Below are 26,132 nucleotides of genomic sequence, written 5' to 3' on the forward strand. Positions count from 1 at the left end.
AGGTCTCGATTAACGAGCGCGGTAAGTGATACGACCCTTGTTCAAATCGTAAGGAGTCAATTCAACTTTAACCTTGTCACCCGTAAGGATACGGATGTAGTTTTTACGCATTTTGCCAGAGATGTGCGCGATTACTACGTGACCATTCTCTAGTTCTACACGGAACATCGTGTTGGGAAGGGTATCGATTACCGTTCCTTCCATTTCAAAAGCGTCTTCTTTAGCCATTAATACCTACCTTTGGAATTCTTTACCAAGTATCGCTTAGCGTGGAATTGATCGCTTTTGTGCGTTACTTGACCTGAAGGTCGCGTATTCTGCACTAAATTGCTAAAAAAGTGAAATAGTTTAGGTCGTAGACTCTGGTCGGCTAGACAATCACTTGATCATATCGTCCGTGGCATCAACCCAAACATCATCCAGCAAGATCTCAATGGGTTGATACTGTGTTTTGTAGGCCATCTTTTTACAGTTTTTCACCCAGTAACCTAAGTAGTTGTAGGGAAGGTTAATCTGTTTCAGGTAATCCACCTGCCAGAGAACAGCAAACACGCCAAGACTGCGTTGATCATGATCAGGACTAAAAAAGCTGTAGACCGCTGATAGACCATCAACGAGCTGATCAGTCACAGCGACTGCGAGCAGTTCACCCTCACTATCACGGTACAGGTGAAACTGCGTGCTTTGGTTGCTCTCCACTAAAAAGCTGATGAACTGATCTTGTGAGGGAGGGTACATATCACCGTCATCATGGCGTGCGTTGATGTAACGGGCGTAGAGATCGTAAATCTCTTCATCGAAACGAGGTTCGATCGTCTCAACTAAGATGTCTTGGTTTTTATTCCAAATGCGACGTTGAGATTTTGAGCGTTTAAAACGATCGACCGGAATGCGCGCTGAGATACAGGCAGCACAGCCATCGCAATGGGGGCGGTAAACGTGGGTGCCACTGCGTCGGAAGCCATATTGAGTCAGTTGCGAGTAGGTCGGTTTATCTAGGGGGGCTTGTGGGTCAACGAACAGAGTTTTGGCTGTCGCTCGCTCTATATAGCTGCAGTCATGATCAGGCGTGACAAAAAACTTAAGCGTTTGCAGATTCGACATCGGGATACCAATTTCGCTTTGCCCAAGGATTATGGCTAGGCGTCCTTTTGCAATGTGTTAACAGCTGCTCAAACTCGGTCCGTTCGATCTCAACTGCACCCAGTGAGGCCAGATGTGGATTGTAGATCTGGCAATCAATTACAGCATAGTTCGCTTTTTCTAATTCTGCACAAAGAATTTTAGTGGCCACTTTAGACGCGTCTGGTACACGCGAAAACATCGACTCGCCAAAAAAGAGTCGCCCGATCGCAATGCCGTATAAACCACCGACAAGTTGATCATCTTGGTAGACCTCTACAGAGTGGGCGATCCCTTGATGATGTAGCTCGGTGTAGGCGGAAATAATCTGCTCGCTTATCCAGGTGCCATCTTCACCTCTGGGCGCAGCACACTGCCTAATAATCTCTTCGAACTGAGAGTCGATTCTGACAGCGAATTGCTCTTTTCTGAGGCGTTTTTTAAGCGATTTTGATTCATGGAATTGTGTTGGGTAGAGCACGCAGCGGGGGGAGGGTGACCACCATAGAATCGGGTCGTCTTCGCTAAACCAAGGGAATATCCCCTGTGGGTAGGCGGCAGCTAACCAGGCTGCATTCAGCTCCCCGCCGGCAGCCAACAACCCGTTTGGGTCATCGAGTGCGAGGCGGGTGTCTGGGAAATAGGGCTCTCCCGGAGTGAGCCAGGGGATCATTGGATTACTTAGCTAGATCGTCAAGGTAGCGTTCTGCATCTAGGGCTGCCATACAGCCAAAACCAGCTGAGGTGATCGCTTGACGGTATGAGTGGTCAGCGACGTCACCGGCTGCGAATACCCCTTCAATACTGGTTTGAGTGGCGTTACCTTCAAGACCTGTTTTGATTTTAAGGTAGCCATGTTGCATATCCAGCTGGCCGTCAAAGAGTTCAGTGTTGGGTTTGTGGCCGATTGCAATGAAGACACCTTGAGCGTCAATCTCTTGAGTCTCACCAGTTTCGGTACTTTTCACGCGAATTCCGGTTACACCCATATCGTCGCCCAGCACTTCATCGAGTTGATTGTTCCACATCAGAGTGATGTTGCCATTCTCGGCACGTTCAAAAATCTTATCTTGCAGGATCTTTTCAGAGCGCAAGGTATCGCGACGGTGAACAAGGACCACCTCTTTCGCAATGTTCGAGAGATAGAGTGCCTCTTCCACGGCCGTGTTACCACCACCCACAACCACTACCTTTTGATTGCGGTAGAAGAAACCGTCACAGGTTGCACAGGCGCTTACCCCTTTGCCTTTAAACGCCTCTTCAGAGTCCAAACCGAGGTATTGAGCGGAGGCGCCGGTTGCAATGATCAGAGCATCACAAGTGTAGACGCCAGTATCACCGGTTAGACGGAATGGACGCTCCGTCAATTCAGCTTTATTGATGTGGTCGTAGATGATTTCGGTGTTGAAGCGTTCGGCGTGCGCTTGCATGCGCTGCATCAATTCAGGACCTTGAACACCCTCAGCATCACCTGGCCAGTTGTCGACATCGGTGGTTGTGGTTAGCTGACCGCCCGCTTGCATACCCGTGATAACAACCGGATTTAGGTTGGCGCGAGCTGCGTAGACAGCAGCAGTGTATCCGGCAGGGCCAGAACCAAGAATGATAAGACTGTGGTGTTTAACGTCACTCATAGAAATGTTTCCAAATAAGATGTCATAAAAATGGGTCTAAAGGGTTTATGGGGGTGAATCCCTTTTTTTCAATCACAAGACCTAACCTACCACTTTATGGTATTTTCCCACAGCATAAAGTTGATTGAATTAAGGGTATTTTTTTGAGTAGTAATCAATCGCTGTCAACATTGACGCTAACCACCCAGTTGAACCGTGTGGTTCGCGAAACCTTGCTGGTGTTACTGATCGGTTTAAACCTGCTGTTTATGCTGAGTTTGATCAGTTACGACACGCGTGATTCGGGTTGGTCACATCAAGGGTATCAATCAGAAATTAGCAACTGGGCCGGCTGGTTCGGTGCATGGATTGCAGACTACTCGGTCTCTTGGTTTGGGGTAGTTGCGTTTGTTATTCCCTTTATTTTGGTTGTCCCTGCTTACCGTTGGTTGCGTCGTCGCTACATTGGCACCCTAGATATGTTGCCCTTTGTGGTAATGCGAACCCTAGGTGCGCTGTTATTTGTTCTTTCGGCCTCTTGTCTAGCCTCAATTCACATTAGCAATGCGGATCTTGGGTTGCCTTTCTCCGCTGGTGGGATTTCCGGTCAAGCGCTGGGTGATTTTGCGGTTCGTTGGTTGAATGTAGCCGGTGCCACCGTCGTATTGTGGATTGCTCTGTTAATCGGCCTAACACTCTATGTTGACTCAAGCTGGCGTCAGGTATTGGATTCTATCGGTGGTGGGTTAGAGACGCTCTGGCAGAGTCTTTTTGCGAAGAGCGAAGAGGAGACTCAAAAAGCGACAGTCTCTGAGCGCCCTATGGAAGTTCGTGTTGCAAAAAGAGCAGCGATGCAACGGGTAGAGCCTGATTTTGAAGTTGAGCCGGGTAGCATGGAGTCACTTCCGGTGGTCGATTTCGGAGAGCCTTCGTTTGACTCTTCGCGTTCTAAACCGCTTGAGATCAAGACCATGGATGATCTGACTGTGGGTTCTGAGGCTAAGTCAGACGGTGCGGAGGTTAAGCCTGCGTCGAAATCGGTTTTTGACGATGCTAACCGCGAGGATGCTGAGAAGCGAACACCGAAAATCGTGCCCCTCTCTGAGACTCATAAACCCTTAGATAGCGATGATGATGCTGAGCCGGTGAAACCCAAAGCCGCTGTGAAGCCTAAGGTGAAAATTCCGAGTCTTGATCTGCTCGATCCACCAGAGATACAGACCGATCAGGGCTATACGGAAGAGGAGGTGGAGCATCTCTCTCGTCTTCTTGAGCAGAAGTTGAATGACTTTGGTGTCGTCGCTGAAGTGGTTGAGGTCAATCCCGGGCCAGTGATCACTCGCTTTGAGATTCAACCAGCTCCTGGTGTTAAAGCCAGCAAAATTTCAAATCTGGCCAAAGATTTGGCACGTTCAATGGCCGTCAGTGCCGTGCGTGTCGTTGAAGTGATTCCCGGTAAGTCGGTGATGGGTATTGAGATACCTAATCACTCTCGTCAGATGGTGCGTCTCTCTGAGGTGCTTAACTCTAAACCCTATCTGGGTGCAGCCTCTAAATTGACGCTGGCGCTGGGTAATGACATCGCCGGCAATCCTGTTGTAGCCAACCTTGCCAAAATGCCTCACTTGCTCGTAGCAGGTACAACCGGTTCCGGTAAGTCGGTCGGCGTAAACGCTATGCTTCTGAGTCTGCTCTATAAGGCGACACCCGAAGAGCTGCGTTTAATGCTGGTCGATCCTAAGATGCTTGAACTCTCTATCTATGATGGCATTCCACATCTGTTAACACCGGTGATTACCGATATGAAAGAGGCGGCCGGTGGTCTACGTTGGTGTGTGGCAGAGATGGAAGATCGTTACCGTCTAATGGCGAAAGTGGGTGTGCGAAACATAGCCGGGTTCAATGATAAGGTTCGTGAAGCGGCCGCTGCCGGTCAGCCTTTGAGGGATCCGCTATGGAATCCGATGGAGCAGGGGCTTTCACCGACAGACCCTGCGCCGGAACTGCAGACACTCCCTTACATTGTGGTGGTGATCGATGAGTTCGCCGACATGATGATGATTGTCGGTAAAAAAGTGGAAGAGTTGATTGCACGTATTGCACAAAAAGCCCGTGCTGCTGGTATTCACTTGATTCTTGCAACCCAGCGTCCATCGGTTGATGTTATTACCGGCTTGATTAAAGCCAACGTCCCGACTCGCATAGGTTTTCAGGTCTCCTCTAAAATTGACTCTAGAACCATTCTCGATCAGTCGGGTGCTGAGAACCTGTTGGGTAACGGCGATATGCTCTACCTGCCTGCCGGTACCAGTGTGCCAAATCGTGTTCACGGTGCGTTTGTAAGTGATGATGAGGTACACCGTGTGGTTGAAGCTTGGAAGGCTCTGGGTGAACCTGATTTTATCGATGCTATCCTAAACGGTGAGGCAGAGGGTGGCGCTGCAGCTGGCGGTGGCGGTGGCCTATTTGATGATGAAGCCGACCCACTCTATGACGAGGCGGTCGCGTTTGTCTTAGAAACTCGTAAAGCGTCTATATCGTCCGTACAGCGCAAGCTAAAAATTGGTTACAACCGTGCAGCTAGAATGATCGAAACGATGGAGGCGGCCGGTGTTGTCTCGCCACCAGGATCGAACGGTCAGCGAGAGGTTATGGCACCGGCAGGTCCAAGGGATTAACGAGATGTTGAGATTCACTAAAACCGCACTGCTCCTTCTATTGTCGCTGCCGATGATGGCCTGGGCCGAAACGGCTGATCAGTTATCAGCACTGCTTCAGTCCCACGCTAGGCTCTCTGCTGCGTTTCAGCAGTACACCCTAGGTGATGATAATTTAAAGTCTGAAAATGCTTCTGGCCGCTTGTGGATTGAAGGGGTTGATCGTTTTCGTTGGGAGACAGAGAGCCCCTTTCCACAAACCATCATCAGTGATGGCCAATGGTTGTGGGTCTATGATCCGGATTTAGAACAGGCGACTCAACGCCCATTGGGCGAGGGCGAAGTGATGACCCCGGCTCGCGTATTGGGTGGTGATGTTGAACAGTTGAATCGCTATTTTAATGTTCAGCAGATTGAGGCCGGCGCCGGAAACAGTCTGTTCGAGTTAACGCCAAAAGAGGAAGGGAGTGCGGAGTTCCAATCCCTGCGCCTACTCTTTAGTGGTGATCTACTTGCCGAACTGTTGATACAAGATGGGCTAGGTCAGCGTTCCCTCATTATGTTGAGTGAACAGAGTTTTCCGGCTGCTTTTGATCAGACGATGTTTCGTTTTGTGCCCCCCACATCGGTTGATGTGATCCTGATGGATCAAAACGGATGAGTGATCTATTCGAAGACGCTCCAGTAACGGCTTATGAGCCGTTAGCGTCTCGCATGCGCCCAAGGTCCTTAGAAGAGTATCGAGGGCAAGAGCACCTCTTTTCTGAGGGCAAGGCGTTGCGTCGCCAACTCGAACAGGGGTCAATCCACTCGCTGATTCTGTGGGGGCCGCCAGGTGTTGGCAAAACGACGTTAGCCAGACTGATTGCATACTATGTAGACGCTGAGTTTATCTCTATCTCTGCTGTTATGGATGGCGTCAAAGAGGTCCGTGCAGCGGTTGAACGGGCCAAGATGTTACGTCAGCAGAGTGGTCGTCAGTCGATCCTCTTTGTTGATGAGGTTCATCGTTTCAATAAATCTCAGCAGGATGCTTTCCTCCCCTATGTTGAGGAGGGGACGCTGATCTTTATTGGCGCCACAACTGAAAACCCCTCGTTTGAATTGAATAATGCCTTGCTGTCGCGCGCCCGTGTCTATCCGTTAAAAGCGTTAACGGCAGAGACTTTAGAGGCGTTACTAGAACAGACCCTCAGTAGCCCAAGAGGCCTTGCAGATCGTGATCTAATTTTTGAGGAAGGGGCTTTGACAGCGCTGGCTCAGGCGGCTGATGGTGATGCACGTCGCGCGTTAAATCTGCTTGAAATCGCTGCGGACCTCTCTGAACCCGTCGAGGGTAAAGAGTACGTGTCGATCGCCGCGCTATCTGATGTGCTCGCTGCAGGGGTGCGCCGCTATGATAAGGACGGTGATCTCTTCTATGACCAGATTTCAGCCTTTCACAAATCGGTGAGGGGCTCCAGTTCAGATGGTGCGCTCTACTGGTACTGTCGTATGTTGGATGCGGGTTGCGATCCTCTCTACATTGCGCGCCGCTTAGTTGCCATCGCCTCGGAGGATATTGGTAATGCAGATCCCAGGGCGATGCAGGTGGTGTTGAGTGCTTGGGATGCCTTTGAGCGTGTCGGCCCTGCCGAGGGTGAGCGAGCCATTGCTCAGGCCACTATTTACTGTGCGTTGGCGCCAAAGAGTAATGCTGTCTATCAGGCGTTTAATCAGTGCTTGGCTGATGTGGCTAAAGATCCAAGTTACGAGGTTCCAGAGCACTTGCGTAACGCGCCGACCCGATTAATGAAAGAGCAGGGATTTGGTGAAGGGTATCGCTACGCTCACAATGAACCCAACGCCTATGCAGCTGGTGAATCCTACCTGCCACAGGAGATAGCAGATCGCTCCTACTATCATCCTGAAGAGCGTGGTTTAGAGATTAAACTGAGTGAGAAGATGCGCCGCTTACAAGCGGCTGATCAAGCCAGTCCGACTAAGCGTTACCCTAAGGAGAGTAGTTGATGGTCCATCTATTAAGTGTTGCTTTAGGGGGTGCTCTGGGGGCGATGGCTCGTTATTGGTTGAGTGGTTGGCTCAACAGTGCTGATCAAAAGTTACCGGTAGGTACCCTAACGGCTAACGTTGTTGGTTCGTTGTTAATGGGGGTGCTGTTTGTTTTGGTGATGGAGCGAGCTAAGTTGCCACCTGAGATGCGCCCGCTGTTAATGACCGGTTTTTTGGGAGCTTTCACCACTTTTTCTACATTTTCGCTGGAAACTGTTACCTTGATTAACGAAGGTCATGTAACGGCAGCCATCTTTTATGTACTATTGTCCGTCGTATTATCAGTCGCAGCACTTTCTGCTGCCATTTGGTTTACTCGACTGCTTTAAATTTTGTAAGGATATTTGATCGATGTTAGATCCACGCCAGGTTCGTGAGAACGCAGAGGCTATTGCTGAACAGCTTAAAAAGAAAGGTTACGAGTTTCCGCTAGCGGCATTTAATGCCCTAGAGCAGGAGCGTAAACAGATCCAAGTTGAGACAGAGAACCTTCAGCAGGAGCGTAACACCCGTTCCAAGTCGATCGGCCAAGCAAAAGCACAGGGGCAAGATATCGCACCGCTGTTGGCTGAAGTCGGCGAGCTTGGCGCTAAGCTTGATCAATCCAAAGAGAAACTAAACGAAGTACAAGCTAAGTTGGATGATATCCTGCTGAGCACACCGAACCTGCCCGATGACTCTGTACCGGCGGGTGAGAGCGAAGATGATAACGTTGAAGTGCGTGTATGGGGTGAGCCTGGTTCATTCGATTTTGATGTTCAAGATCATGTCTCTCTAGGTGAGGGCTTAGGCGGTCTGGATTTTGAAGTAGCTGCTAAGTTAACGGGCTCTCGTTTTGCGGTGATCAAAGGGCCTCTAGCACGTCTGCACCGAGCGCTGGCGCAGTTTATGCTGGACACTCATATTGAGAAGAACGGATACACCGAGATCAATGTTCCTTTCATGGTCAACAGTGAGTCTCTGCAAGGTACCGGTCAACTGCCTAAGTTTGAGGAAGATCTATTTAAAGTGCCGTTCGGTGAACGTCACTACTACCTGATTCCAACCGCCGAAGTGCCGGTGACTAACCTAGTTCGTGATGAGATTGTCGACGCTGAAACACTGCCGATGGCTTACGCCTGTCACAGTCCATGTTTCCGTTCTGAAGCGGGTTCAGCAGGTCGTGATACACGCGGTATGATTCGCCAACACCAGTTCGAAAAAGTTGAAATGGTTCAAATGGTTAAGCCAGATACTTCGTGGAACGCATTAGAAGAAATGTGTGGGCATGCCGAGGGTATTCTGCAAGCACTGAACCTGCCATATCGTGTGGTAAATCTGTGTGGCGGTGATCTAGGTTTCTCTGCCGCTAAGACCTATGACATCGAGGTTTGGTTACCGGGTCAGGCTAAGTATCGTGAGATCTCATCTGTCTCAAATATGACCGACTACCAAGCGCGTCGTATGCAAGCTCGTTGGAGAAATCCTGAGACAGGTAAACCAGAACTGCTTCACACACTCAACGGTTCGGGTTTGGCTGTCGGTCGTACACTGGTCGCTGTGCTTGAGAACTACCAACAAGCCGATGGCTCCGTAGTTGTTCCTGAAGTACTGAAACCTTACATGGGTGGTACTGAGGTGCTCAGCGCCTAATCGAATCGGGTAGGTTAGAGATGGAAGGTAGATTTGATCTAGTCATCGTTGGCGGCGGCATGGTCGGTGCTGCGGTGGCTCTGTCTCTAGCCGATACCCAACTTAATATCGCTCTACTAGAGCGCTCTCTGCCTGAGGCCTTCAGCGCTGATCAACCTATGGACTTGCGCGTCTCTGCTTTAAGTCCTGCCTCTATCGATCTGTTGGATCAATTAGGTGCTTGGCAGCCCATTCTCTCTTGGCGAGCTTGTCCCTATCAACGCATGCGCGTTTGGGAGATGGATGAAGATGCGCCAGGTCTAGCAGGTCAAGCAGCACGTAATTTAGCAACAGAATTCTCTGCCCAAGAGATCTCAATGTCCGAGCTGGGCTACATAGTTGAGAACCGTCTGGTTCAACGGGCGCTACTAGATCAATTGAGTGGCCAGAGTAATATCAGTTTAATCACTGACGGGGTTGAGCGGATCGACTACTCGGCGGCATCGACCATCATAGAACTCGATTCGGGTAAGTCGTTAATGACCCCTCTGGTGATAGCCGCGGATGGTGGGCAGTCAATGGTGCGTGATGCGGCTGCATTAGGCGCACATCAGTGGGACTACGAGCAGATGGCCATGGTCATTAACGTTGAGACGCTGTTGCCGCAACAGGATATCACTTGGCAGCAGTTCTACCCATCGGGCCCAAGAGCGCTACTGCCTCTGCCAGGATCGAATGCATCCTTGGTTTGGTACGACGCGCCTGAGCGGGTACAGCAGTTGATGTCGATGGAGTTCGATCAACTTAAAACGACCATCGAAGCCAATTTCCCAAATCGATTGGGTGGCATCAAATCGATTCAAGCAAGAGCCAGTTTTCCGCTGCGCCGTCTGCATGCCCAGCGCTATGTGGACGAGGGCGTTGCTCTTCTGGGGGATGCTGCACACCAGATCAATCCATTAGCCGGTCAGGGGGTTAATTTAGGATTTCAGGATGTCGTTGCGTTTTCAGAGGTAATTCATGATGCGCTGTCTCGAAATGAGTCGATCAGCTCAGTTGATGTACTTAAACGCTACGAACAGAAACGCCGCAACGCTAATCTATTGATGATGCAATCGATGGATCTCTTCTATCGCCTCTTCAGTAATCAGAAAAAGCCCCTCAAATTGGTACGCAATCTAATGCTAGGTATTGCAGGTGCTGCCAAACCCGCACGCGTAAAAGCGCTAAGAATCGCTTCAGGGATTGATCGGTTTTAAACGGTTGGAGCCTTATCGAAGATGAGGCGATTTTCTTCCGATCGCGGCCTTTTCAAGACCGCTCCAACAGTGAGCTAAAACGGGGTCTGACCCCTTTAATCCGTCACCTTCAGCTTGAATTAACAACGATCTGCTCCTATTAATTAACTATATCGATTAAAGGTGTCTGTTATGCGGATTGCGGTTGTTTGGTTTTTTTCTCTATTGATAAGCTCAGTGAGTCAGGCTGGCTTGCCGGTCAGTGACTCGCAGGGGCAATCTTTGCCCTCTATTGCCCCTATGTTGGAGAGGGTGAATCCAGCAGTCGTCAACATCTCGACCTTCTCGACCCGACAAATCATCAACCCACTGTTGAACGATCCCTTTTTTCAACGCTTTTTCAACATTCCCAGAGATGCCTTTCCGCAACAGCGCCGCAGTCAGAGCAGTGCCGGTTCTGGTGTGATTGTCGATGCCGAGCAGGGTACGATCATTACCAACTATCACGTCATTAAAGGGGCTGACGAGGTACAGATTGGTCTTACCGATGGGCGCAGTTTTAAAGCCCGTTTGATTGGGGCCGACCCTGAAGTGGACATTGCGGTATTGGATATCGATGCCACGGGATTGAGTGAATTATCGATCCGCGACTCCTCGTCACTCAGAGTCGGTGATTTTGTTGTGGCGATCGGTAACCCCTTTGGGCTTGGGCAGACCATCACAACGGGTGTTGTCAGTGCGTTAGGGCGTTCAGGTTTGGGTATTGAGGGTTATGAAAACTTCATTCAGACCGACGCCTCTATCAACCCCGGCAACTCCGGTGGTGCTCTAGTCGATTTGAGTGGAGACCTGGTGGGTGTTAATACTGCCATTATTGCGCCAAGCGGAGGAAATGTCGGAATAGGCTTTGCAATCCCCAGTAATATGGCACGACGTGTTGCTGATCAATTGATTGAAGAGGGTCGCGTGACACGTGGCTGGGCAGGGCTTTCGGTGCAACCGCTAACCGCTGATTTACGTCAGGCGTTTGGGCTTGATAATCAGCAAAACGGTGTGATCGTTTCAGAGGTGATTATGGGCTCTCCTGCTGATCGTGCCGGTCTTCAAGTCGGCGACATCATTACCGCACTGGATGGTAGAGCACTGATCTCAGCGGCTACCATTCTTAACGCCGTAGCATTTGCAGCCGAAGGGGATCAACTAAAGCTGGAGCTACTGCGCAATGCTGAGCCGCGATCCGCCAAGCTGATCGTCGCCTATCAACAACCTAAATCTGATCCAGAACAGGGGGCTCTTCATCCGTTACTGTCCGGTGCCGTCTTTGAGCCAGTGATCAGTGGCAGAGGGGTTCAGGTCAAAGGTGTTGAAGAGGGAAGTCGGGCCGCTCGGGCAGGGTTGGTCGCTGGTGATCTTGTTGTCTCTATCAATCGACGTTCGGTTCGAACCCTAGAGGATCTCCAGCGTGAACTCTCTGGCAGTGCCAATCAGTTATTGATTCAACTTCAGCGTGGCCGCTCAATGTTTTATCTGGTCTTAAGATAAATCTGAGATTACCTAGCAACTTTTCAAAACTGTTCTACACTGAACACATTAATTACCTAATTGTCATATAGGGCTTAAAGAGAAATCATTAATGAAAGGTGTAGTGTTTAATATCCTTGAGGATATGGTAGTGGAAAAGGGCGGTGTTGTTCTCTGGCAACAGCTTCTTAATAGGGCCGGCGTTGAGGGTAGCTATATTTCAGTGGATACCTATGAAGATGCCGAACTCTTTAAGATTGTTCATGAAGTCCAACAGGCGCTCGATATTCCCCTAGAGGATGTGATTCGCAGTTTTGGTGATTTCATGTTTGCTAAGCTGGCGGAACGTTACCCTATGTTTGTTGAAGCTGAGGGCGATCTTTTTGGTTTCTTGAAAAGTATCGAGCCGGTGATTCACTTAGAGGTACAAAAACTCTACACAGAGGCTAACCTTCCGACAATTGATTGCGCCAATGGTGACAACAATCGACTGGTAATGAACTATCGTTCGCCGCGAAAACTCTGTATTTTGGCAGAGGGGTTAATCCAGGGGGCGGCCACTTACTATCAAACCCCTATCAATATTGAGCACGATATCTGTATGCACAGAGAGTCTGACCACTGCGAACTCAGCATAAGTAAAGTGAATGTCTGAAGAGTTAGAGCTGTACAAACAAGCGTATGAACGAGAACGTAAAGCGCGTCTTGCAGCAGAAGATGTGCTGGAGACTCGTTCGCGTGAGCTGTTTCTAAAAAACCAGGAGCTCGAAGCCTCTTTGGTTCAGTTAAAAGCGCAGCAAGATGCACTGATTCGATCTGAAAAGTTGGCTACGCTTGGTACGCTTGTCTCTGGCGTGGCACACGAGATTAACAACCCGCTGTCGTTTGTTCACTCTAATGTAGACACCTTGGGTCAGCACAGTGACGCCATCGCTAAACTCTATCCTCTATTGATCGAATCTCTAGCGGTAGATGAATCTGAACGACCTGCGTTTGCTGAGCGTGTGTTCAAGTTCCTTGAAGAGGAAGATCTTGAATATTTCACCGATGAATTAGATGAGTTGGTTTCTGATACCAATGACGGTGTCCAGAGGGTGAAGGAGATCGTTCGCAACTTAAGAAGCTTTGCTCGAATGGATGCTCAGGTTAGAACAGAAGCCGATCTTAATGAGGGAATTCGAAGTACCCTTAAATTGATTAACAACCAGATCAGTGCCAACACGCGGGTCAACCTCTCTCTTGAAGAGATTCCTCCAGTGCTCTGTAACCCCGGTGAGATCAATCAGGTCCTTTTAAATATTCTTGTTAATGCAGCACAAGCGCTTGAGGGTCAGCGTGAACCAACCTTAGAGATCACGTCCAAAGAGAACCAAGGCTGGGTTGAGATATCGATAGCCGATAACGGTAAAGGGATGACCAAAGAGATACAGCAACGTATTTTTGAACCCTTCTACACAACAAAGGATATTGGTAAAGGTACGGGGCTGGGTCTATCCATCTCCTATGGCATTATTAGCCATCATCAGGGTGAGCTTTTGGTTGATTCCGCACCAAATAAGGGCACAACTTTCACGCTAAGAGTGCCAATTCAAACCCGCTAATCACCGCTTATATAACAACCCATTTCTTTACATAAAAATGTCATATAAATGTGACGAAATTATCTATTTTCTTCTAGCCCGCACCACAGCTGAATCTTCGCCCCTTGCCCAATAAGTCAAGAAATTTTTGACGCATATTTGCTATTGCAAAGTTCGTCTAGATCACTATATTTAGTGTCTGTTGTTTGTCGAATAACTATATATAGTGATTTATGTTGGATAGACAACCACAAGATATAGTGTTGTGTGAAGTAGCGATCAGCACCCTCAGGCAGCACGAATAATAACACCGACTAAGAAGTGGAATGTCGTTATGCAACAGGGTTTAAAGGTCACAAAACGCGATGGTAGCCAAGAGTCACTGGATCTAGAGAAGATCCACAAAGTTGTGACTTGGGCTGCAACCGGTCTAAAGACTGTGTCTGTCTCTCAAGTAGAGCTGAGTGCCAACATGCAATTCTTTGAGGGTATCTCAACATCAGACATCCATGAGACCCTAATCAAAGCGGCTGCCGATCTTATTTCAGAAGAGGCGCCTGATTACCAATACCTTGCTGCGCGCCTTGCGATCTTCCACTTACGCAAGAAAGCGTTCGGTGAATTCGAACCACCCCACCTATTTGCCCATGTCCAAGCCATGGTGAATGACGGTCGTTACGATAAGCACCTTTTAGAAGACTACACTGAAGCGGAATTCAATGAGCTGAATGACTACCTTGCTCATGATCGCGACATGAACTTCAGCTACGCGGCCGTTAAGCAGCTAGAGGGTAAATACCTTCTACAAAACCGTGTTACGGGTAAGATTTACGAGAGCCCACAGCAGCTCTACATGTTGGTAGCCGCTTGTCTCTTCTCTAAATACCCACAAGAGACGCGTTTGGGCTATGTAAAACGTTTCTACGATGCCTGTTCTCTGTTTAAACTGTCGCTACCGACGCCGATTATGGCGGGCGTTCGTACACCGACCCGTCAGTTCAGCTCTTGTGTATTGATTGAAACGGGTGACAGTCTGGATTCAATCAACGCGACAGCCTCTTCGATCGTTAAATACGTATCACAGCGTGCGGGTATCGGTATCAATGCCGGTAGCATCCGTGCCCTAGGTAGCCCAATCCGTCAGGGTGAAGCTTTCCACACTGGATGTATTCCTTTCTACAAACACTTCCAAACAGCGGTTAAAAGCTGTTCACAAGGGGGTGTGCGAGGGGGTGCTGCGACTCTGTTCTACCCAATCTGGCACTTGGAAGTGGAGTCACTGTTGGTTCTTAAGAACAACCGTGGTGTCGAAGAGAATCGTGTCCGTCACCTAGATTACGGTGTCCAGATCAACCGAATGATGTACCAGCGTTTGATCAAAGGCGGCAATATCACCTTGTTCAGCCCACACGAAGTACCTGGTTTGTACGATGCGTTCTTTGCTGACCAAGATGAGTTTGAGCGTCTCTACGAGCAGTACGAACAGGATCCAAATATCCGCAAACAGACGATCAAAGCGGTTGAGTTGTTTGGTATTCTTGCATCCGAGCGTGCATCGACTGGCCGTATCTACATTCAGAACGTGGACCACTGTAATACGCACAGTCCGTTCGATCCTACTGTGGCTCCGGTTAAGCAGTCCAACCTCTGCCTTGAGATTGCGCTGCCAACTAAGCCTTTGAAAGAGGTGAATGATCCGGACGGTGAAATTGCTCTCTGTACACTGTCAGCGTTCAACCTTGGCGCACTAGAGAACTTAGATGAGCTAGAAGAGCTATCAGAGTTGATTGTTCGTGCACTAGACAGTCTGTTGGACTACCAGGATTACCCTGTTCCAGCTGCATACACTGCAACCATGGGTCGTCGTACTCTGGGTGTCGGTGTCACCAACATGGCTTACTACCTAGCGAAGAACTCTGTTCGTTACTCCGATGGCAGTGCTAATGGCCTAGTACACCGTACCTTTGAAGCGATTCAGTACTTCCTGTTGAAGGCATCAAACAACTTGGCAAAAGAGCTGGGTGCCTGTCCTAAATTCAACGAGACCACCTACGCTCAGGGTATTCTGCCAATCGACACCTACAAGCGTGAAGTTGATACCTTCTGCGAAGAGCCATTGAACTACTTCTGGGAGACACTTCGCGAAGATATCCGTGAATTTGGTCTGCGTAACAGCACCCTTACGGCGTTGATGCCCTGTGAGACCTCTTCGCAGATAACTAACTCAACCAACGGCATTGAACCACCACGTGGTTATGTTTCGGTTAAGTCGAGTAAAGATGGTGTGATGAAACAGATCGTACCTGAGTACTTAGAGCTGAAAGATAACTACGAACTCTTGTGGTCAATCCCAGACAACGAAGGCTACCTACAGTTGGTCGGCATCATGCAGAAATTCGTAGACCAATCAATCTCTGCAAACACCAACTATGACCCGGCTAAGTTCCCTGGTGAGAAGGTACCAATGAAGCAGTTGTTGAAAGATCTTCTAACTGCCTACAAGTACGGTGTTAAGACACTTTACTACCACAACACTCGTGACGGTGCTAAAGATCAGCACGATGACATGGGTGGCTGTGAAGGCGGCGCTTGTAAACTTTAAATCTGTAGTTCGCCGCCCAGTACTTCGGGCGGCCGTTTAAACTTTTACGAAGAGGTTAGGGCAGATGTCTTACTCTACATTCAGTACCAGTAATCACGATGCAACTCGCGAACCGATGTTTCTAGGTCGCAGTGTTAACGTTGCGCGTTACGACAAACAGAAATATCCAATCTTTGAAAAGCTGATCGAGAAGCAGCTCTCTTTCTTCTGGCGCCCAGAAGAGGTTGATCTAAGTACTGACCGTAAAGACTTCATGGCACTTCCAGAGCATGAACAGCACATCTTCTTGAGCAATCTTAAATACCAAACCCTGCTGGATTCAGTGCAGGGTCGGTCGCCAAACGTCGCGTTTTTGCCGATCGTCTCTATCCCTGAGCTTGAGACCTGGTTTGAAACTTGGGCGTTCAGTGAGACCATTCACAGCCGTTCGTACACGCACATCATTCGCAACATTGTGACTGAACCGTCTAAGGTGTTTGATACCATCGTGACCAACCCAGAGATCGTTGAGCGAGCTGAAGCGGTGACGCGTCTTTACGATGAGTTGATAGAGCTAGTGAATGTCTTCACCATTCATGGTGAAGGTAAGCACACAATCGACGGTAATCTGGTCGATGCAACGCTCTACAACATCAAAACGAAACTCTACTTAACGCTGGTATCTGTTAACGTTTTGGAAGCGATCCGTTTCTACGTTAGCTTCGCCTGTTCATTTGCATTTGCAGAGCGTGCAGTTATGGAGGGTAATGCGAAGATTATCCGTCTGATTGCACGTGATGAAGCGCTGCACCTCACCGGCACACAGCACATGATCAACATCATGGCCTCGGGTGCTGATGATCCTGATTTCAAACAGATCGCTATTGAGCAGAAAGAGGAAGTGATCAAACTCTTCCGTGATGCGGCAGAACAAGAGAAATCTTGGGCAGAGTATCTCTTTAGTCAGGGCTCAATGATCGGTCTAAACGCGCGAATTCTGGGTGATTACGTTGAGTACATTACCAACGTTCGAATGAAAGCTTTGGGTCTAGAAGAGATCTTCGAGAACCGCGCTAACCCATTGCCTTGGATGAACTCATGGTTGGTCAGCGATAACGTCCAAGTGGCTCCTCAAGAGTCAGAAATCAGCTCCTACCTGGTCGGTCAAATCGACAACGAAGTAGGGGATGAGGATTTCGAAGGCTTTGACCTTTAATTTGAGGGTTTGACGATGTCGGGTATCCCACGCATCAAAGTCAGCAACCATCACACCTTCTACTACCAGTATGAGTTTTCACTGCTTGATGCATTGGAAGCTCAACAAATACCTGCACCTTACAACTGCCGCGGTGGATACTGTGGATGTTGTAAGGTGCGTCTGTTAGATGGCGAAGTTGAACCTGTTCAGGATGCACTGGTGGACTGTGCAGAAGGAGAGGTTTTAACCTGCTGTTGTCGTCCCAAAGGGCACATAGAGATCGAAATTCCAGACGCCGAACAGCCCCTCTAAATCCGCACCAAAATGAGACAAAAATAATTTTTGTTCACAGTGCAAGTTTTTTATAAGAAAAAAGTACAAAAATATTTAAAAAAAATTATAAAATCCTGTTGAATAATTTAAGTTATTGAATTTTAAGGATTTATTTTTACCGGTTCAAAATTGAACCAATTTGCTGAACGCCCCAGTTCATCGGTAATAGCGCACTTCTTCCAAACATTATTCACCAAGTTATCCACAGATTCTGTGAGTAATAAAAACGGTGAAAAAAACACTTTTTGGTCTTGACAGGGAGAGATCAAAATACTGTCTTACTTCGCCCTTGGGTATAATTAACTAACCACTAATTTTCGACGAGTATTGGTAAATGACTGATTTTGAAAATGAAGTAATCAAATCGACCCAGCATTGGGTGGATAAAATAGTCGTCGGGCTTAATCTCTGCCCCTTTGCCAAGAAAAGTATCGATCAAAATCAGTTACGCTATCTTGTCTACACCGGTGACGACATTGAGTCGATTACTCAGCTGCTGGTCGAAGAGCTAGAGCGACTAGTGAACGATAAGAGTATCGAAACGACCCTATTGATCCACCCCAACTTTACGAAAGACTTTGATGCCTACTTAGATTATCTGGCCGGTGTCGATGAACTGATCGACGCACTGGGTTATTCGGGCGTTTTCCAAGTGGCTGGCTTCCACCCAGATTATCAGTTTGACGGTGTCGCAGAGATCGACCCTGCAAACCATACCAATCGATCCCCTTATCCCATGATGCATCTGCTTCGCGAAGCGAGCGTCGCCTGGGCCGTCGAGACACACCCTGACATCGACTCGGTGCCGGAACGTAATGTGGAGCTGTTGCGGGAGATGGGAGAGAAGGGGATTCAAGAGTTGATCTCTGGAAAACGCTGATAGGGCGGATGTCAGGCTGAAGCCAGACACCGGAGAATTAACCAAGCTACGGAGTGACGGTGACTGGCTTTCAGCCTCTCATCCGCTATCTTAATTTCGCGGTTTGTCGCTGTGCGCCAATTCGCTCCTACAATTTCGCGGTTTGTCGCTGCGCGCCAATTCGCTCCTACAATTTAATGCTCCGTTTGTAGGAGCGAATTACCACGAAGTGGTAAACCGCGAAACAACCGCAGAGCGGTTCGTTGTTAAACAAAAAACCCGGCAAAAGCCGGGTTTTTTAAGCGTTAATCAACCGATTACGCTTGAACCGTTGGAATCACAGAAGAGGCTTTCTCTACGTAGTTTTCCATCTGATCGAAGTTTAGGTAACGGTAGATGTCACCTGCCATGCTGTCGATCTTCTGAGCGTAGCTCATGTACTCTTCAACCGTTGGCAGCTTGCCCTCTAGAGCAGCAACTGACGCTAGTTCAGCAGAGGCTAGGAAGACATCGGCGCCATCACCTAGACGGTTAGGGAAGTTACGAGTCGAAGTAGAGACTACAGTCGATTTCGCAGCAACACGTGCTTGGTTACCCATACAGAGTGAACATCCAGGCATCTCCATGCGAGCACCGGCTTTACCGAAGATGTTGTAGTAACCTTCGTCACTTAGCTGAGCCGCATCCATCTTCGTTGGTGGAGCGATCCACATACGCGTTGGGATTGAGGCACCTGATGCTTCAAGCAGTTTACCTGCAGCACGGAAGTGACCGATGTTAGTCATACAAGAACCGATGAATACTTCATCGATCTTCTCGCCCTGTACTGTTGAAAGTAGGCGAGCATCGTCTGGATCGTTTGGAGCACAAAGGATTGGCTCTTTGATGTCCGCTAGATCGATTTCGATCACACAAGCGTATTCTGCGTCAGAATCAGCACGCATTAGGCTTGGGTTAGCTAGCCACTCTTCCATGCCTTTGATACGACGTTCGATAGTACGCGCATCACCGTAGCCTTCAGCGATCATCCACTTAAGCATGACGATGTTCGACTTCAAGTATTCTGCGACTGAATCTTCACCTAGAGTGATTGTACAGCCTGCTGCAGAACGCTCTGCAGATGCGTCAGATAGTTCGAATGCCTGTTCAACTGTTAGCTCTTCAAGACCTTCGATCTCAAGAACGCGACCAGAGAAGATGTTCTTCTTACCCGCTTTAGCAACCGTTAGGTGACCCTCTTTGATTGCGTAGTAAGGGATCGCGTGTACAAGGTCACGTAGCGTGATGCCAGGGTTACGTTTGCCTTTGAAACGAACCAATACTGACTCAGGCATATCCAGAGGCATAACGCCTGTAGCCGCAGCGAATGCAACTAGACCAGAACCTGCAGGGAAAGAGATACCGAGTGGGAAACGAGTGTGCGAGTCGCCACCAGTACCCACAGTGTCAGGAAGAAGCATGCGGTTCAACCAAGAGTGGATAACACCGTCACCTGGGCGAAGCGATACACCGCCACGGTTCATGATGAAGTCAGGAAGCGTGTGGTGAGTGTTAACGTCTACTGGTTTAGGGTAAGCCGCTGTGTGACAGAATGACTGCATAGTAAGATCAGCAGAGAAACCAAGACAGGCAAGATCCTTAAGCTCGTCACGCGTCATTGGACCAGTGGTATCCTGTGAACCAACCGTTGTCATCTTAGGCTCGCAGTACATGCCTGGACGAACACCGTCCATGCCGCATGCTTTACCAACCATCTTCTGAGCTAGAGTGTAACCTTTGCCAGAGTCAGCAGGTTGTTGTGGCTTACGGAACAGATCCGTTTGACCTAGACCGAGTGCTTCACGTGCTTTATCCGTTAGACCACGACCGATGATCAGTGGGATACGACCGCCTGCACGAACTTCGTCTAGAAGAACCTGAGTTTTCAGACCGAATTCACAGATCACTTCATCAGTGCCGTGCTTACATACTTTACCTTCGTATGGGTAAACGTCGATCACGTCGCCCATGTTTAGGTCGTCAACTGGCATCTCGATCGGTAGTGCGCCAGCATCTTCCATTGTGTTGTAGAAGATAGGAGCGATTTTGCCGCCGAAACAGTAGCCGCCAGCACGTTTGTTAGGCACGTTCGGGATATCATCACCGAAGAACCATAGAACTGAGTTCGTTGCAGACTTACGAGAAGAGCCAGTACCAACAACGTCACCCACGTAAGCAACTGGGAAGCCTTTTGCTTTAACTTCTTCGATCTGAGCTAGAGGACCTTTAACACCAGGTACTTCTGGGTTAATGCCTTCACGTTCCATCTTAAGCATCGCGTTAGCGTGCAGTGGAATATCAGGGCGTGACCATGCATCTGGAGCAGGTGATAGGTCGTCAGTGTTTGTTTCGCCAGGTACTTTGAATACAGTCACTGTGATTTTTTCAGCAACTTCAGGCTTGCTAGTGAACCACTCAGCGTTAGCCCAAGACTCCATCACCTGTTTAGCTGATGCGTTACCTGCATCCATCTTCTCTTTTACGTCGTGGAACGCATCGAACATAAGAAGTGTGTGCGATAGACCTTTAACAGCAGCAGGTGCTAGTTCAGCGTCATCTAGGCTCTTGATCATTGGCTCGATGTTGTAACCACCTAGCATTGTGCCAAGAAGCTCAACCGCAGCAACTTTGCTGATTAGAGGAGATGAAGCTTCACCGTTAGCGATCGCCGCCAAGAAACCTGCTTTCACGTAAGCAGCTTGGTCAACACCGGCAGGAACACGGTTAGTTAAAAGGTCTAGAAGAAACTCTTCTTCGCCTGCTGGTGGGTTTTTAAGTAGCTCAACCAGTGCGCTGGTTTGATCAGCGTCTAGTGGCTTTGGCGGTACGCCTTCTGCGGCACGTTCTTCAACGTGTTTACGGTAAGCTTCAAGCACGATATGGCCCTCATTAATGGCTACACCTAACACCCTTGTGAGGCGAAAGGAGGATATCTTCCCGATATCAATGGTTATTAAAAAAACGCCGTTATTCTACAGGAGTCGCCATTCTCTGTTAATCACCCAAAGGCTAAAAGGCCTTTATACTTTGGGCTTGTAACCGGCTGTTTATAGAACCTTTTCTTATTGTTTTAAAAAGAAAAAGTATATCGCTGCAGCGCAACATATCTAAGAGGGTACCGGACGGGTGCGCTGATCGTTATAATTCGCCCCACCCAACAATCATATGGAGAGAGACGTGGACGCGTTAACCGAGATTCAAAGCTTTTTAGGATGCCAAACACCGGATCAGTGGATCCAGGTGGCCAAAGATCCTAAGCATCAATCTCTGCTACTGACCGACCACGCTCACTGTGAGAAGAAAGCGGCCTCTACGGCCATGACACTGATGTTTCGATACGTCGATCGTCCAGAGCTTCTCAATAAGATGTCACGACTCGCACGAGAGGAGTTGATCCATTTCGAACAGGTGTTGGGTCTGATGGACAGGCGTGGTTTTAAATATGGCAACCTTTCTGCGTCGCGTTACGCCAGTGGTCTGCATGAGTTGGTTCGACGTGAAGAGCCGGGTCGATTGATCGATACGTTGATTGTCGGTGCGTTTATTGAGGCACGCTCCTGTGAGCGATTCGCCGCATTGGCCCCATACCTTGATGAAGAGTTGGCTAAGTTCTATCGCTCACTGCTGCGCTCTGAGGGCCGTCACTATCAGGACTATCTAAAACTGGCTGAAGATTATGCGGGTGAGCCGATTACCGATCGGATTGAACTTTTCCGCCAGAGAGAGCAAGAGTTAGTGGAGTCAGAAGATGATATGTTCCGCTTTCATTCGGGTAAGCCTACACTCAATTAAGTGAAATCTTCTGGGGGTTCAAACTTAGAGAGTGTGAACTCCTTTTTGTGACTCAGAAGATAATACCCGCTTGAGCTCCAGTCACCCAAAACAACTCTGGTTAGCGAATCATTACCATTGATATTGGTATGAATGCTGGGTCTATGAGTGTGTCCATGGATCAGTATCTGACACTCTTCTTTTGTAAGTAATTCTTCGCAAAATCCAAAATTTACATCCATGATGTAATCTTCTTTGTTGCTGTTTTGCTGTTGGCTTTCATCGCGAATTTGGCGTGCAATGGCGAGGCGTTCCTCAATACTTTTCGCTAGAAAGCCTTGCTGCCAGTTTGGGTCTCTCACCTGGTTTCGAAAGGCCTGGTAGGCGGCATCATCAATGCAGAGTTCATCGCCGTGCATCAGTAGGGCGGTGCCGAGTTTGGGTAGCTCAATCTTGATCTGTTCAGGTAGTAGTTCGGCTGACAGTTTACTTGCACTTTTCTTGCCTAACAGGAAGTCACGGTTGCCGTGCATGAGATAGATGCTCGTACCCGTTCGGCTTAAGGCTTCGAAGTAGGGTTGAATCTCTTTGAGAACAGGGTCGGCAAAATCGTCACCAATCCAGGCTTCAAAAATATCACCCAGTAGGTAGAGTTCATCGCTAGAAGGTGCGATATGTGAGAGGAAGTAACGAAGCGCCCGAGTGATCTCGGGTCGCTCCGCTTGCAGGTGAAGGTCTGAAATGAATAGACGTTTCAAGATTAAGCCTGAACTTCAGCCTTCTCAATGATGACATCGTCAACCGGTACGTCTTGGTGACCCACTTTCATAGTAGTAGGTACCAGTTTGATTTTGTCGACTACCTCTTGGCCCTCAACAACTTTACCAAATACCGCGTAGCCCCAGCCTTGCGTGTTCTTGCCAGAGTGATCAAGGAAGGCGTTATCCGCTACGTTGATGAAGAACTGAGCAGAGGCTGAGTGTGGGTCCATTGTGCGTGCCATTGCAACGGTGTACATCTCGTTGCTTAGACCGTTATCGGCTTCGTTCTCAATCGGTTCGCGAGTTTTTTTCTGGTGCATGCCTGGCTCAAAACCACCGCCTTGAATCATGAAGTTGCTGATGACGCGGTGGAAAATCACACCGTCGTAAAAACCCTCTTTAACGTACTGTTCGAAGTTCGCCGCAGTTTTTGGAGCCTTGTCAAAATCGAGTTCGATTTTGATTTCGCCGAAGTTGGTCGTTAGAACGATCATCAGTTTTTCCCTTTAAGTTGAAATTTGTGCGAAGTATATCAGATCAAATAGGGGTTTCGCCCTGTATTGACGTGTTCGGATGGCATATAATTCCGCGCTTATTATTTTACAGTCACGTCAAAGTTGAATTATGAGTAAAAACGAAGCGGTTAGCGTTACCAATTTCATTCATCAGATCGTTGAAAAGGATCTAGAGCAGGGCACGCATCAGGGTAAGGTTGTTACCCGTTTCCCACCAGAGCCCAATGGTTTTCTTCACATTGGTCATGCCAAATCGATCTGTCTGAACTTTGGTACGGCTGAGAAGTACCAAGGTGTCTGTAACCTTCGTTTTGATGACACCAACCCAGAGAAAGAGTCACAAGAGTACATCGATGCAATCACGCGCGATGTTGAGTGGTTGGGTTACAAATGGAATGGTGACATCCGCTACACCTCAAACTACTTCGATCAACTCTATGCTTGGGCGGTTCACCTGATTCAAGAGGGCAAAGCCTTTGTCTGTGAGCTGAATGGCGAAGAGATGCGTCAGTACCGCGGTAATTTGACCGAGCCGGGCAAAAACAGCCCCTTTCGTGATCGCTCACCTGAAGAGAACCTAGCACTGTTTGAAAAGATGCGTGATGGTGGCTTCGAAGAGGGTGAAGCGGCGTTGCGTGCCAAAATTGATATGGCATCGCCTAACATGAACATGCGTGATCCGGTTATCTACCGTATCCGCAAAGCACATCACCACCAGACGGGTGATAAGTGGTGTATCTATCCGAGCTACGACTTCGCACATGGTCAATCGGATGCGATTGAAGAGATTACACACTCGATCTGTACGCTCGAGTTTGAAGATCATCGTCCACTCTACAACTGGTTTGTTGCCAATCTGCCCGTACCGGCAACACCACGTCAGTATGAATTTGCACGTCTCAATCTGAACTACACCATCACCTCTAAGCGCAAGCTGAAACAGCTTGTCGATGAGCAGCACGTTTCAGGCTGGGATGATCCGCGTATGCCAACCATCTCTGGTTTGCGTCGTCGCGGTTATACACCCGATTCAATTCGTAATTTCTGTGACATGATCGGCGTGACACGCTCTAACTCAACGGTCGACATGGGTATGCTGGAAGCGGCTATTCGTGAAGATCTGGACGCTAAATCGCCTCGTGCTATGTGTGTGACCGATCCTATAAAACTGACCATTACCAACTACGAAGAGGGTAAAGAGGAGTGGTTTGAGGTGCCTGTACACCCTAAAGATGAGTCGATGGGTGTACGTCGTATTCCGTTTACTAAGAACCTTCTGATTGAGCGCGAAGATTTTGCGATGGAAGCGCCTAAGAAGTGGAAACGTTTGGCACCAGGGTTTGCCGTACGTCTGCGTGGCGCTTTCTGTGTCACCTGTGAAGAGGTGATCACCAATGAGCAGGGTGAAGTAACCGAATTATTAGTGACCTATGATCCGGCGACTAAAGGTGAAAACCCAATCGACTACAAACCCAAGGGTGTCATTCATTGGGTCAGTGCAGACAACTCAATTCCTTGTGAAGTGCGTCTCTACGATCGACTATTTACTGAAGCGAATCCAGATGGGGATAAAGAGCGCGATTTCTTGGAGTTCATCAATCCAGAGTCTCTATCGGTATTCCCCAATGCACGTGTAGAGGTTGGTATGGCTAATGCGGCAATCGAGAGCCGTTATCAGTTTGAGCGACAGGGTTTCTTTGCGGTTGATCCAGACAGTAACTCAGATCGCTTAGTCTTTAACCGCACTGTGGGTCTTCGTGACTCTTGGGCGAAAATGGCGAAATAGATGCGCTGGATCTCTCTGGCTCTTCCACTGCTGATCTTGATCGGTTGTTCATCGTCACCGGTGAATCGAGCGCAGTGGTCAGAGCTGAGATTGATGCCAACATCGATTCGCTCCTTAGGCGAAAATTTGCCAGAAGGCTCTGGTTTGGCGCTTCACAATCAGACCCTATGGTCCATTAATGATGGCGGTAATGATCCCATCCTTTATGGGTTTGATTTAACGGATGACTCAGCCACAAAGGTGGAAAAGGTTACCCTAAGGAATGCGGCTAATCTTGATTGGGAGTCACTGATTACCACCAGTGAGGCGCTGGTCATTGCTGATTGCGGAAATAATCGCGGTGATCGTATCTGGTTTCAGTTCCACTCAATCAGTTGGGATCAGCTAGAGGAGAGCCAAGGCTTGGTGGATGCCAATACCATTAATGTGAAATTGGCTGATGTCACGCCAGCGGTAGAGCGCCAGGATCACAATCGTGACTGTGAAGCAGTCACAGAGGTTGACGGTAACTACTGGCTCTTTACTAAGAATTGGCGAGATCAAAAGAGTCGGCTCTATATAGTCGATCCAAACTCTGATCAACAGTCGGTAAGTTCGCACCAGAGTTTTGATGTGGCCGGTTTAATTACCGGTGCTGATTATGACGCAAAGAGTCGTCGTTTAGCGCTTATAGGTTATGGCAGTGGCTTTGCCGTCACCCAGCCCTTCATCTGGATAGTTCCAGTGTATCAGGGAGAGGCAGAGTTTGATCAGGCGGTGCGCTACTCACTGGCGAAGATGGGGCAGTGGGAAGCGATTCACTGGTACCAAGGTCATTTATTGATTTCACGCGAAACCAGTCCGCTGGGTGGCGCGTTGTTGGCAGAGGTTAAGCTGCCAACTCAAATGCATTAAT

The 26,132-nt window shown here is 48.7% G+C and carries 23 protein-coding genes; 16 read left to right on the top strand and 7 right to left on the bottom strand.

From position 1 onward, the window contains the following. Positions 1–9: 9 nt before the first annotated feature. The 4 genes from infA to trxB all read right to left on the bottom strand — a co-directional run bounded on the left by infA (position 10) and on the right by trxB (position 2,756). On the bottom strand, positions 10–228 hold the full coding sequence (infA, locus tag XMG59_RS00085; protein ID WP_169450742.1) for a translation initiation factor IF-1: 219 nt from the start codon (positions 226–228) through the stop codon (positions 10–12). A gap of 150 nt (positions 229–378) precedes the next feature. Next, entirely contained in the window at positions 379–1,104 is a 726-nt protein-coding gene (locus XMG59_RS00090; RefSeq protein ID WP_173481039.1) for an arginyltransferase, read from the bottom strand. Continuing rightward, complete coding sequence (gene aat / locus XMG59_RS00095) at positions 1,082–1,795, bottom strand: leucyl/phenylalanyl-tRNA--protein transferase (protein ID WP_173481038.1); 714 nt, start codon at positions 1,793–1,795, stop codon at positions 1,082–1,084. Before aat ends, XMG59_RS00090 begins: the two co-directional genes overlap by 23 nt. A 4-nt stretch (positions 1,796–1,799) precedes the next feature. Further along, complete coding sequence (gene trxB / locus XMG59_RS00100) at positions 1,800–2,756, bottom strand: thioredoxin-disulfide reductase (RefSeq protein ID WP_173481037.1); 957 nt, start codon at positions 2,754–2,756, stop codon at positions 1,800–1,802. A gap of 143 nt (positions 2,757–2,899) precedes the next feature. Here trxB and XMG59_RS00105 point away from each other — a divergent pair, with 143 nt between their 5' ends. The 13 genes from XMG59_RS00105 (at position 2,900) to XMG59_RS00165 (ending at position 18,386) form a co-directional block, all read left to right on the top strand. Beyond that, positions 2,900–5,413 carry a DNA translocase FtsK gene (locus tag XMG59_RS00105; RefSeq protein ID WP_173484015.1) on the top strand — a complete coding sequence of 838 codons (2,514 nt, stop codon included), beginning with the start codon at positions 2,900–2,902 and terminating at the stop codon, positions 5,411–5,413. A gap of 4 nt (positions 5,414–5,417) precedes the next feature. Further along, positions 5,418–6,053: an outer membrane lipoprotein chaperone LolA gene (lolA, locus tag XMG59_RS00110; RefSeq protein ID WP_173497998.1), complete on the top strand. Its 636-nt coding sequence runs from the start codon at positions 5,418–5,420 to the stop codon at positions 6,051–6,053. Further along, positions 6,050–7,402, top strand: coding sequence for a replication-associated recombination protein A (locus tag XMG59_RS00115; RefSeq protein WP_173483681.1), 1,353 nt, complete (start codon positions 6,050–6,052; stop codon positions 7,400–7,402). The genes lolA and XMG59_RS00115 overlap by 4 nt, the downstream gene beginning before the upstream one ends. Next, the gene (gene crcB, locus XMG59_RS00120) at positions 7,402–7,773 is read left to right on the top strand and encodes a fluoride efflux transporter CrcB (RefSeq protein ID WP_173481033.1); all 372 of its coding nucleotides are present in this window, start codon (positions 7,402–7,404) and stop codon (positions 7,771–7,773) included. Before XMG59_RS00115 ends, crcB begins: the two co-directional genes overlap by 1 nt. 22 nt (positions 7,774–7,795) lie before the next feature. Next, positions 7,796–9,076, top strand: a complete 1,281-nt coding sequence (gene serS / locus XMG59_RS00125; protein WP_173481032.1) for a serine--tRNA ligase — start codon at positions 7,796–7,798, stop codon at positions 9,074–9,076. Between the two features lie 20 nt (positions 9,077–9,096). Beyond that, positions 9,097–10,314 carry an FAD-dependent monooxygenase gene (locus tag XMG59_RS00130; RefSeq protein WP_173489216.1) on the top strand — a complete coding sequence of 406 codons (1,218 nt, stop codon included), beginning with the start codon at positions 9,097–9,099 and terminating at the stop codon, positions 10,312–10,314. A 171-nt stretch (positions 10,315–10,485) separates the two neighbouring features. Continuing rightward, positions 10,486–11,835 (top strand): Do family serine endopeptidase, encoded by a 1,350-nt coding sequence (locus tag XMG59_RS00135; RefSeq protein WP_173497999.1) that lies wholly within the window; start codon positions 10,486–10,488, stop codon positions 11,833–11,835. A 91-nt stretch (positions 11,836–11,926) separates the two neighbouring features. After that, on the top strand, positions 11,927–12,469 hold the full coding sequence (locus XMG59_RS00140) for a heme NO-binding domain-containing protein (protein ID WP_173484010.1): 543 nt from the start codon (positions 11,927–11,929) through the stop codon (positions 12,467–12,469). Next, on the top strand, positions 12,462–13,415 hold the full coding sequence (locus tag XMG59_RS00145; protein ID WP_173484009.1) for a sensor histidine kinase: 954 nt from the start codon (positions 12,462–12,464) through the stop codon (positions 13,413–13,415). The genes XMG59_RS00140 and XMG59_RS00145 overlap by 8 nt, the downstream gene beginning before the upstream one ends. A gap of 313 nt (positions 13,416–13,728) precedes the next feature. After that, a complete protein-coding gene (nrdA, locus tag XMG59_RS00150) occupies positions 13,729–15,996 on the top strand; it encodes a class 1a ribonucleoside-diphosphate reductase subunit alpha (RefSeq protein ID WP_173481027.1) in 2,268 nt (755 codons plus the stop codon). Positions 15,997–16,060: 64 nt separating this feature from the next. Beyond that, entirely contained in the window at positions 16,061–17,191 is a 1,131-nt protein-coding gene (gene nrdB, locus XMG59_RS00155) for a class Ia ribonucleoside-diphosphate reductase subunit beta (RefSeq protein WP_173483685.1), read from the top strand. Positions 17,192–17,206: 15 nt separating this feature from the next. Continuing rightward, complete coding sequence (yfaE, locus tag XMG59_RS00160; protein ID WP_173481025.1) at positions 17,207–17,485, top strand: class I ribonucleotide reductase maintenance protein YfaE; 279 nt, start codon at positions 17,207–17,209, stop codon at positions 17,483–17,485. A 355-nt stretch (positions 17,486–17,840) separates the two neighbouring features. Then, entirely contained in the window at positions 17,841–18,386 is a 546-nt protein-coding gene (locus XMG59_RS00165) for a DUF1415 domain-containing protein (protein ID WP_173498000.1), read from the top strand. Positions 18,387–18,682: 296 nt separating this feature from the next. On the opposite strand, the gene acnB is transcribed toward XMG59_RS00165, so the two are convergent. Further along, on the bottom strand, positions 18,683–21,280 hold the full coding sequence (gene acnB, locus XMG59_RS00170; protein WP_173494466.1) for a bifunctional aconitate hydratase 2/2-methylisocitrate dehydratase: 2,598 nt from the start codon (positions 21,278–21,280) through the stop codon (positions 18,683–18,685). A 301-nt stretch (positions 21,281–21,581) separates the two neighbouring features. Between acnB and XMG59_RS00175 the strand changes: the two genes are divergently transcribed. After that, positions 21,582–22,196 (top strand): tRNA-(ms[2]io[6]A)-hydroxylase, encoded by a 615-nt coding sequence (locus XMG59_RS00175; RefSeq protein ID WP_371731762.1) that lies wholly within the window; start codon positions 21,582–21,584, stop codon positions 22,194–22,196. On the opposite strand, the gene XMG59_RS00180 is transcribed toward XMG59_RS00175, so the two are convergent. Together XMG59_RS00180 and XMG59_RS00185 are read right to left on the bottom strand one after the other, a co-directional pair. Next, entirely contained in the window at positions 22,193–22,933 is a 741-nt protein-coding gene (locus tag XMG59_RS00180; RefSeq protein WP_173498002.1) for a UDP-2,3-diacylglucosamine diphosphatase, read from the bottom strand. The genes XMG59_RS00175 and XMG59_RS00180 overlap by 4 nt on opposite strands. A gap of 2 nt (positions 22,934–22,935) precedes the next feature. After that, complete coding sequence (locus tag XMG59_RS00185; RefSeq protein ID WP_173483688.1) at positions 22,936–23,430, bottom strand: peptidylprolyl isomerase; 495 nt, start codon at positions 23,428–23,430, stop codon at positions 22,936–22,938. Between the two features lie 130 nt (positions 23,431–23,560). Between XMG59_RS00185 and XMG59_RS00190 the strand changes: the two genes are divergently transcribed. Together XMG59_RS00190 and XMG59_RS00195 are read left to right on the top strand one after the other, a co-directional pair. After that, a complete protein-coding gene (locus XMG59_RS00190) occupies positions 23,561–25,237 on the top strand; it encodes a glutamine--tRNA ligase/YqeY domain fusion protein (RefSeq protein ID WP_173498003.1) in 1,677 nt (558 codons plus the stop codon). Continuing rightward, complete coding sequence (locus tag XMG59_RS00195; RefSeq protein ID WP_173498004.1) at positions 25,238–26,131, top strand: hypothetical protein; 894 nt, start codon at positions 25,238–25,240, stop codon at positions 26,129–26,131. It begins immediately after the preceding gene. The last annotated feature ends 1 nt before the right edge of the window (position 26,132 follow it).

Source organism: Marinobacterium sp. xm-g-59, from assembly GCF_013283315.1.
Classification (GTDB): domain Bacteria; phylum Pseudomonadota; class Gammaproteobacteria; order Pseudomonadales; family Balneatricaceae; genus Marinobacterium_E.

What these genes read in the sequence shown, in the direction of transcription:
- serS (WP_173481032.1), top strand. Translation starts at nt 7,796, where the DNA reads ATGTTAGATCCACGCCAGGTTCGTGAGAACGCAGAGGCTATTGCTGAA.
- XMG59_RS00185 (WP_173483688.1), bottom strand. Translation starts at nt 23,430, where the DNA reads ATGATCGTTCTAACGACCAACTTCGGCGAAATCAAAATCGAACTCGAT.
- yfaE (WP_173481025.1), top strand. Translation starts at nt 17,207, where the DNA reads ATGTCGGGTATCCCACGCATCAAAGTCAGCAACCATCACACCTTCTAC.
- XMG59_RS00165 (WP_173498000.1), top strand. Translation starts at nt 17,841, where the DNA reads ATGACTGATTTTGAAAATGAAGTAATCAAATCGACCCAGCATTGGGTG.
- XMG59_RS00135 (WP_173497999.1), top strand. Translation starts at nt 10,486, where the DNA reads ATGCGGATTGCGGTTGTTTGGTTTTTTTCTCTATTGATAAGCTCAGTG.
- nrdB (WP_173483685.1), top strand. Translation starts at nt 16,061, where the DNA reads ATGTCTTACTCTACATTCAGTACCAGTAATCACGATGCAACTCGCGAA.
- XMG59_RS00140 (WP_173484010.1), top strand. Translation starts at nt 11,927, where the DNA reads ATGAAAGGTGTAGTGTTTAATATCCTTGAGGATATGGTAGTGGAAAAG.
- nrdA (WP_173481027.1), top strand. Translation starts at nt 13,729, where the DNA reads ATGCAACAGGGTTTAAAGGTCACAAAACGCGATGGTAGCCAAGAGTCA.
- aat (WP_173481038.1), bottom strand. Translation starts at nt 1,795, where the DNA reads ATGATCCCCTGGCTCACTCCGGGAGAGCCCTATTTCCCAGACACCCGC.
- XMG59_RS00090 (WP_173481039.1), bottom strand. Translation starts at nt 1,104, where the DNA reads ATGTCGAATCTGCAAACGCTTAAGTTTTTTGTCACGCCTGATCATGAC.
- infA (WP_169450742.1), bottom strand. Translation starts at nt 228, where the DNA reads ATGGCTAAAGAAGACGCTTTTGAAATGGAAGGAACGGTAATCGATACC.
- XMG59_RS00130 (WP_173489216.1), top strand. Translation starts at nt 9,097, where the DNA reads ATGGAAGGTAGATTTGATCTAGTCATCGTTGGCGGCGGCATGGTCGGT.
- XMG59_RS00145 (WP_173484009.1), top strand. Translation starts at nt 12,462, where the DNA reads ATGTCTGAAGAGTTAGAGCTGTACAAACAAGCGTATGAACGAGAACGT.
- lolA (WP_173497998.1), top strand. Translation starts at nt 5,418, where the DNA reads ATGTTGAGATTCACTAAAACCGCACTGCTCCTTCTATTGTCGCTGCCG.
- XMG59_RS00190 (WP_173498003.1), top strand. Translation starts at nt 23,561, where the DNA reads ATGAGTAAAAACGAAGCGGTTAGCGTTACCAATTTCATTCATCAGATC.
- crcB (WP_173481033.1), top strand. Translation starts at nt 7,402, where the DNA reads ATGGTCCATCTATTAAGTGTTGCTTTAGGGGGTGCTCTGGGGGCGATG.
- XMG59_RS00115 (WP_173483681.1), top strand. Translation starts at nt 6,050, where the DNA reads ATGAGTGATCTATTCGAAGACGCTCCAGTAACGGCTTATGAGCCGTTA.
- trxB (WP_173481037.1), bottom strand. Translation starts at nt 2,756, where the DNA reads ATGAGTGACGTTAAACACCACAGTCTTATCATTCTTGGTTCTGGCCCT.
- XMG59_RS00195 (WP_173498004.1), top strand. Translation starts at nt 25,238, where the DNA reads ATGCGCTGGATCTCTCTGGCTCTTCCACTGCTGATCTTGATCGGTTGT.